This window comes from Calditrichota bacterium (assembly GCA_013152715.1).
In the GTDB taxonomy this organism is placed as follows: Bacteria; Zhuqueibacterota; Zhuqueibacteria; order Thermofontimicrobiales; family Thermofontimicrobiaceae; genus 4484-87.
Window position 1 is genome coordinate 1 of record JAADFU010000122.1, and the last position, 7,288, is coordinate 7,288.

The following is a 7,288-nucleotide window of genomic DNA, read 5'->3' on the forward strand; positions in this document are numbered from 1 at the left end:
GAGCCGCTTCCTCCGCCCCCGCCGCCTCCGCCGGGAGAGGATGATTATCAACTGGCGGATTTGAGCGTCACGACCCCCGGGGGTTGATTTTCGGAGTCGTCGCAACATTTGGCTTGAAACTGCTTCCCAGAAAATAAAAACACAGGAGACCAGATCATGTACAAAATTATTTTAATGTTATTAGCGTGGGCATTGTTGGGCTTTGGTTTGATGGGCCCGGCGTTGATGTTACACCCGGACTTTTCACAAATGCCGGTCATCAGTCAGGATAATGGCGATGACATTGGTGGCGATATTGTTGTGCAAAAATCGATGAGTCAGGACGTTCCGCAGGTCGGGCACGAGCCGCTTCCTCCGCCCCCGCCGCCTCCGCCGGGAGAGGATGATTATCAACTGGCGGATTTGAGCGTCACGACCCCCGGGGGTTGATTTTAAATTTGACAAAAGCAATTACTGGTGTAGTCAAATCAGCTATTTAAAAAAGTCTGTTTCGGCGTAAGCGAGTGTGCTACTATTTGAGATTAGAACAAAATTTTCGTACGGGATATACCAACGAGACCAGGATGAGGTAAAATTGCAAAGAGAAACAGAGGTTGGCAAGGTCGACGCTAATTAACTTTTTCTGATGAGCAGAAAAAGTTAGCGTTGACCTATTTTTTTGTGCCTCGTTTCGTGAGTTAAATGTAGTTTGGTCAATTTTTGGTTTCGTTTGACTTGTTAATTAACTTTCATGGTAGCAACAAGAAATTAACGCATTTACAAGGAACTATTCAAATTAGTTTTCATTAAAAATAGTAAATACAATTACGTAATCAGGCAGCGAATTCATGCCGGAATTATTAATCATTAATCATCAATAGACATGACAAAAAGAACGTTCTTTTTTCAGACATCGTTATTTTTATGCTTATGGATAATCTTTTCTATCTGTTTCGCTTCTCCTTGCCAATCGGGAATTGACAAATACCATTCTGCATCACACAAAAAATATTACGATTTGTTGGAGAGGATCCGGACTAAACCGAATGTCGAACAAATTGATTCATTGACGCAATTTATCCGTGAAAATCCTCATTATTTCAGCGCCTATTTTCGGCTGAGTGATCTGTATTCATTTTCGAAGCAAACGGATAAGGGACTCGCATTTTTCACTCAATTGTCCGTTGACCCTCGTTACAGATTTGGCAGCTTGTGGGTATTGGCGTCCCAATTTCAATCTCAGGAAAATTGGGAGTTAGCAGGCAAATACTATCGAATACTTGCGCAGAATGATTCTTTGTCTTTCGATTTTATCAAGAAGATGGCCCGCTTTTTGTATTTTTCTCTCAAGAAAAAAGATTTGGCCGCCTTCCACCAATTCGGCCTATCGGCAAAATATGATGCCATATTGCAATTGTTATTTAAATATTATCGGAAAGATTATCAGGGCGTAATAGATTTTTTTCCGGGTCATAATTTTTATGTCAGCGATGATTATAGAATTCTTGACATGGTCGCTAACTGCCAATATCGCTTGAAAAATTTCATAGTTGCTGATTCTCTTTTTCGTCGTGCGCTTTATTTAAGTCGAGCGGCAAACGATGTCAGAACTGAAATTCGCATTTTGCACGATTTGAGTGTCGTCGAATTGTCTTTAAAGAAAGTAAATTTATTCGAAGCGCATCTGGACACAGCATTAAATAAAGCTTTAAAAATCAATGATTTGTATTCAATGCAGCTAATAATGGGGAATGAAGGTCGGTATTTTTATCAAAAGGGCTTTTTTGAAAAAGCAAAATCGAATCTTTACCAGGCCTATCGCATTGCCGCACGGACAAAAAATTACCAAGCGGCGATAAGGTGGGGCTATTATTATGGAAATGCATTATATCAAACGAAAGAATTTAGCGATGCCGTTGAAGTTTATGATCAGAGCGAAAAGTATGCTCGCGAGATTCATCGCGTCGATTGGGCGTACGGGTTTATGGTCGCAAAAGGAAATATTTATGAATATTTGAATCAGAATGATCTGGCAAAAAAAATATTCGATAATGCTTACAGGATAGCGACAAAATATAATTGGCGGCAGGAAGCCTTTGACGTTCGGGGGAGATATGCGAATATTTTGCTAAAAGAGAAGCGGTTTGATGAAGTGCGCGTCATTTATCAGGATTATATTGATTTCATTCAGAGAAGCAAATCTGCAAAAAAATTTCGTGAGCTTATTTATTGGAAATGGAAATATGCGCAAACCTATTACAAAGAGAAAAACTACAAAAAAGCGAGCGAGCATTTTGCGCAGGTCGAGCAGATGGCGCAGAAGCACAATTTCACGGATATTTATCGCTGGGCGATTTTGGGACTGGCTCAGAGCGAAGATGGTTTGGGCAATTCCGATGAAGCCAAACAATATTACGAGCAGGTTTTGGATTTATTGAAAGAATCAAAGGATAGATCAGATGAAGAATTTGCCGATGTTTTTCTTGGCCTGGGTAGCGTTTTCCATAAGAAGAATGAATGGCGAGAGGCAATTCGATATTTTTTACAAGCGGCCTCTTATGTGGAAAACATTCGCAGCAGCTTGAAAGTGACACAGTTTCGCCTGGGGTATTTCAGTCGGGAAACGGAAGCTTACGATAATTTAGTGGAATGTTATTTTCGGCTCTATTTGCAGGAGAAGGATTCAACCTATCTCGATAGTTTATTCTATTTTGACCAGATGTCGAAAAGCCGCGTGTTATCCGAAATTCAAAACGGGAACAGGCTGAAAAATAACAGGAAGCAAAATCCAATTTTCTGGGCTGATTATATAAACGCGCGCTTGAAGCTGCAATCAGAACAGCGCGCTTATCGGCTGATGTTGGTTGAACCGGATAGCGGTGATAAAATTGCTCAGCTATTAACTCAAATAGAAACAGATAAATATACGCTCATCGAAAAAAGGCTGGCATTAATCCAACGGCAGGGGATTGAGCAAAAGGGAAAAGCGCTGACTTTCGTCGTGCCATTTTCGCAAGCGCTCGCCGTTGTTAAAAGTTCAGGAATTTCGTTGTTGATGTACCATCTCTCCGAAAATGAATCATTTGCTATGGTGGTAACCGGCGATAAAGTGGCAATGTTTCCACTCAAAAAAAATAAAGATTTCATCGAAGAAAAAGTCAGGCAGTTGATGACGCCTTTTCACAATGTGTCCAGCGATTCCATTCTTTACGTGCCTTACCGGGCAGAAATCGCTCATCAATTGTACCAAATTTTGATGGAACCGGCGGAGAAAACTATCGGATTGTCCCGGCGTGTTTTTGTCGTGCCAGACGGCGACCTTTTTGGTTTGTCTTTTGAGATGTTGCTCGCTGAGAAGCCGAACAAAAATAATTTTACGCCAATGGACGATCCTGTTTATCAATCAGATCTTTTAGTAAACCATTTTTCGTTTTCTTACGCCCCCAGTCCTTATTTTATCAAACAAGACAAGAAAGCGATTCCTTCAAATCCCAATTTTTTAATCATTGCCAATCCGGTTGATTCATTTTCTTTGAAAATTGTTGGTCAGACAAACGCGGACAGTCTGCGACTGAGCCAATTAGGGCCGCTTCCGTTTGCGGAAGCTGAAGCGAAACAGATCAAGCGGGTTGTGCCCCAGGCGATTATTCTTCATCGGGAACAGGCGACGGAAGATAATTTCAATAAAATTGCGTCGGCCATGAATGTGCTTCATCTGGCGACTCACGGTCTTTTTGACAATCGATTTGACGCATTCTCGGGCTTATTCATGGCGCTGGGAAATGATACGATTAATGACGGCTTACTTTTAGGCTACGAGATTTCTGATTTGAATTTGCACAGTACGCTGGTGACTTTGAGCGCATGCGAGACCGGCCGGGGGAAAACTGTCGCCGGAGAAGGCGTTTTGGGATTGCCGCGTCTGTTTCTGGGCGCCGGCGCGAAAATCGTACTCATGACGCTGTGGAAAGTGGACGATCAGTTCACTTCGGAATTGATGCCTGCATTTTACGAAAATTTATTCCGAAAAAAAATGATCGTCTCCGACGCCCTCTCCCAAGCAAAATTAGTAGTTATGAAACAAGGGGACAGTGAAATTCATTACGAGCACCCGTTTTTCTGGGCGGCATTTTGTTTGTATGGGGAGCCTACCGTATTCGTGAAGGCTTTTCCGTGGCTGAAGTGGATTGCTATTTTGGGATTTCTGCTTTTGAGTATGATGGTGGTTGTTTATTTTTATTTTATTCGGGGGAAAAGATACAAAAAGCAAAAAGACCTGATAAGATAGGATGAAACTTTGTTTATCATTTACATTTTTACAGCACAAGCAGTCAAACCGATTCTTTTTTGAGTAGCTCCATTAAAAATTTTTTGATTTCTCTTTATAGCCCACGGATGACGCGGATCAGGCGGATTGTCGCGGATTTTTTATCCGTGTAAATCTGTGTTATCAGTGTTTATCCGCGTGCTATTTTTAGTAGCTTTTATCAAATAGCTGTTTCTAAAACCGTAACTTTCTTAACTCTACGATTTATTCCTTAACACCCAAATTGCTATTGCATTTCCCAAATAAATTATTATATTAAGTTTGTAGTTTCTTAAATAAAAGTGAAAACTCGAAATTTGATAGGCAAAATTCCAAATTCCGAAATCTAAATTCCAAATTCAACAATGGGAGGGTTTCCATGTTGTCATTCAATAGATTTTCTGCTCAAATAGCAAAATATTCTCAAATTTTTTCAGCAATTTTTTTGTTGGCGATGCTGTTATTTTTCGCCTGCGGGAAAGAGAATCAGGTGGAAGTGGACTCATTTTCTCCGACCGGGGAAATTGAACAGATGACTTCTTTTTCCATTCGTTTTTCGAAAGATTTAGTTCCGGATTCGCTGGTGGGGAATTATTCGGATGAGCAATGGGTAAAATTTACGCCGCCCCTTGAAGGACGATATGAATGGACAGATCGCCGGACGCTGCTGTTTTCTCCGGCGCATATTTTAGCGCCTTCCACGGAATACACCGCAGAAGTGCTTCAGGAGCCGTTTTCCCGATTGGGATTTTCTTTGAGCGGGGAACGAAAATTCACTTTTTTCACTCCCAGGTTGAAAGTTAATCGAGCTGATATTGCGTTGAAATATTTGACCGGGAAAAAAGGAAAAGCGAAATTGCTCACCACGCTGGAATTCAACTACCCGGTCTCGCCGCAGGAAATTGCTTCTTTTGTCACGGTGAAAACGCAAAACGATTCCTTTCCAATTGCAAACAGAAACCCCTGATAAAATAATCGAGCTTGAGTCCGAGGCGGAAATTCCTGTGAAAGAGGACGAAAAAATCAAGCTGGCAGTTGCTGCCGGACTAAAGCCGATCGGCGGAAATCTGGGCATGGAAGAGGAAGTTGAAAAAACAATTGTTCTGCCGGCGTTGCAAGAGGTGAAAGTTGAGTTCATGGAGCCGGTGCGCGAGTCTTTGAAAGATAAATACATTCGCATTCGTTTCAATCTGCCTATTGATAAAAAGTCCGCCGCTTCTTTTTTGTCCATCGAACCGGCGATTTCTTATCGTCTCGAGACCCGGCGCTATTATTTGATCATTCGCGGAAATTTCAAATTGGAACAGCCATACACAGTGAAATTGCGCCGCGGATTGACAGCAATTGACGGTTCCAGATTGGAAAAGGATGTCGTGAATACCGTCACTTTTCTGCGCGAGGACATTCCGCCGCAGATCGATTTTGTGGGTGACGGGATTTATTTATCGCGGAAAGGCAAGTTGAATCTCGGATTGTCAACCATTAACGTGGATCAGGTGTCCATTAAAATCGACAAAATTTTCGCCAATAATCTGGTCAGTTTGCTCAATGACAACGATCTCAGCGAGAGCTATTCCTGGTATAATTTGACAAAATTAGGCAAAAAAGTTTATGAGGAAGACCTCACCATTCAGATGGAAAAAAACAGGGAAGTGATCACGCCGATTCCGCTGGAGTCTTTCTTGAAATCGAAAAGAAAAGGCATTTTTAATGTGACTGCCCACGATAAACGGGAGTGGTGGACTGACGCTTCGAAATGGGTGATGATCACAGATCTGGGCATTCTGGCAAAAAGCGCCGGGGATGAGCTCTGGATCTGGGTGAATTCTCTGAAGTCACTTGCCCCCATCGCCGGTGCGGAAGTAAAGTTATTCAGTCAGAACAATCAGATTCTGGGCGAGGCGCAGACAAATAACGAAGGAATCGCCATTATCTCAGGAATGGAATCTTTTGAGAAAGAGGAGTTCACTCCGTATCTGGTCACTGTTTCCAAAGGCGAAGATTTGAGTTTTCTGGAACTGACGCGCCGGGAGATTGCCACGTCCGATTTCGACGTGGAAGGCGCGCCTTATTTGACGCACGGCTATGAGGCTTTTGTTTACGGGGAACGCGGCGTTTATCGACCTGGCGAAACAGTCCATCTGGCAGCCGTTGTGCGCGGCGAAGGTAACAGCGTTCCGGCGCCTTTCCCTGTGGTGCTGGAGATTCGCGATCCGGAGCAGAAATTATTTTACGAACAGCGAGCCAAATTGAACGAGCAGGGCGCGGCGGAATTCAGCGTGAAAATTCCCGACTATGCCAGAACAGGATATTATCAGGCAATTTTGCGCATTGGTGAGGATGAAGAAATCGGCAGAACCGAATTCAACATCGAGGAATTTGTCCCGGATCGCATGAAGGTCACGCTCGCCACTGACATGCCGGATTATCGCGCCGGCGAGACGATGAATATCGATGTGACGGCAATGACCCTGTTCGGTCCCCCGGCTGCCGGACGCCGTGTCGAGGCAACGATTGAGATTGAATCTTACCTCTTTTCACCAAAAAAATATAAATCTTTTACTTTTTATGACAGGAAAAAAGAATTTGCATCGATGAAAATAGATTTAGGCAGTCATGTCTTGAATGATAAGGGACAATTTCGTTTTACGCATCAACTGCCGGATAATTTAGAAGCTCCGTCTTCGTTGCGGGCGATCATTTCCGCGACTGTTCTCGAACCCGGAGGCCGCGGAGTCAGCGCTTACAAGAATTTGATCATTCATCCCTACGACGTTTACGTTGGTTTGCGGATGAAAAAAGAAGGCTATGCTGAACCCAAAAAAAACACAGACATCGAGTTCATTGTTCTCAATCCGGATGAGGAAATTGTTCCAGACAGAAAATTAACAGTGTCGTTCTATCGCATTTTTTGGCATTCGATTTTGAAAAAGACAACGTCCTACGGCAGGTATCGCTACGTTTCGGAGCAAGTGGAAGAATTGATAAGCGAAACCACAGTAA

Annotated in this window: 4 protein-coding genes; all 4 read left to right on the forward strand. The window is 42.9% G+C overall.

Going from position 1 to position 7,288, the window contains the following annotated elements; genetic code table 11:
- Positions 1 to 156 precede the first annotated feature (156 nt).
- On the forward strand, positions 157 to 429 hold the full coding sequence (locus tag GXO74_09940; GenBank protein NOZ61988.1) for a hypothetical protein: 273 nt from the start codon (positions 157 to 159) through the stop codon (positions 427 to 429).
- A gap of 616 nt (positions 430 to 1,045) precedes the next feature.
- A complete protein-coding gene (locus GXO74_09945) occupies positions 1,046 to 4,267 on the forward strand; it encodes a CHAT domain-containing protein (protein NOZ61989.1) in 3,222 nt (1,073 codons plus the stop codon).
- Between the two features lie 397 nt (positions 4,268 to 4,664).
- Positions 4,665 to 5,252 carry a hypothetical protein gene (locus GXO74_09950; protein NOZ61990.1) on the forward strand — a complete coding sequence of 196 codons (588 nt, stop codon included), beginning with the start codon at positions 4,665 to 4,667 and terminating at the stop codon, positions 5,250 to 5,252.
- Positions 5,253 to 5,289: 37 nt separating this feature from the next.
- Positions 5,290 to 7,288, forward strand: a 1,999-nt coding sequence (locus GXO74_09955) for a hypothetical protein (GenBank protein NOZ61991.1), incomplete at its 3' end; no start/stop codon positions are given.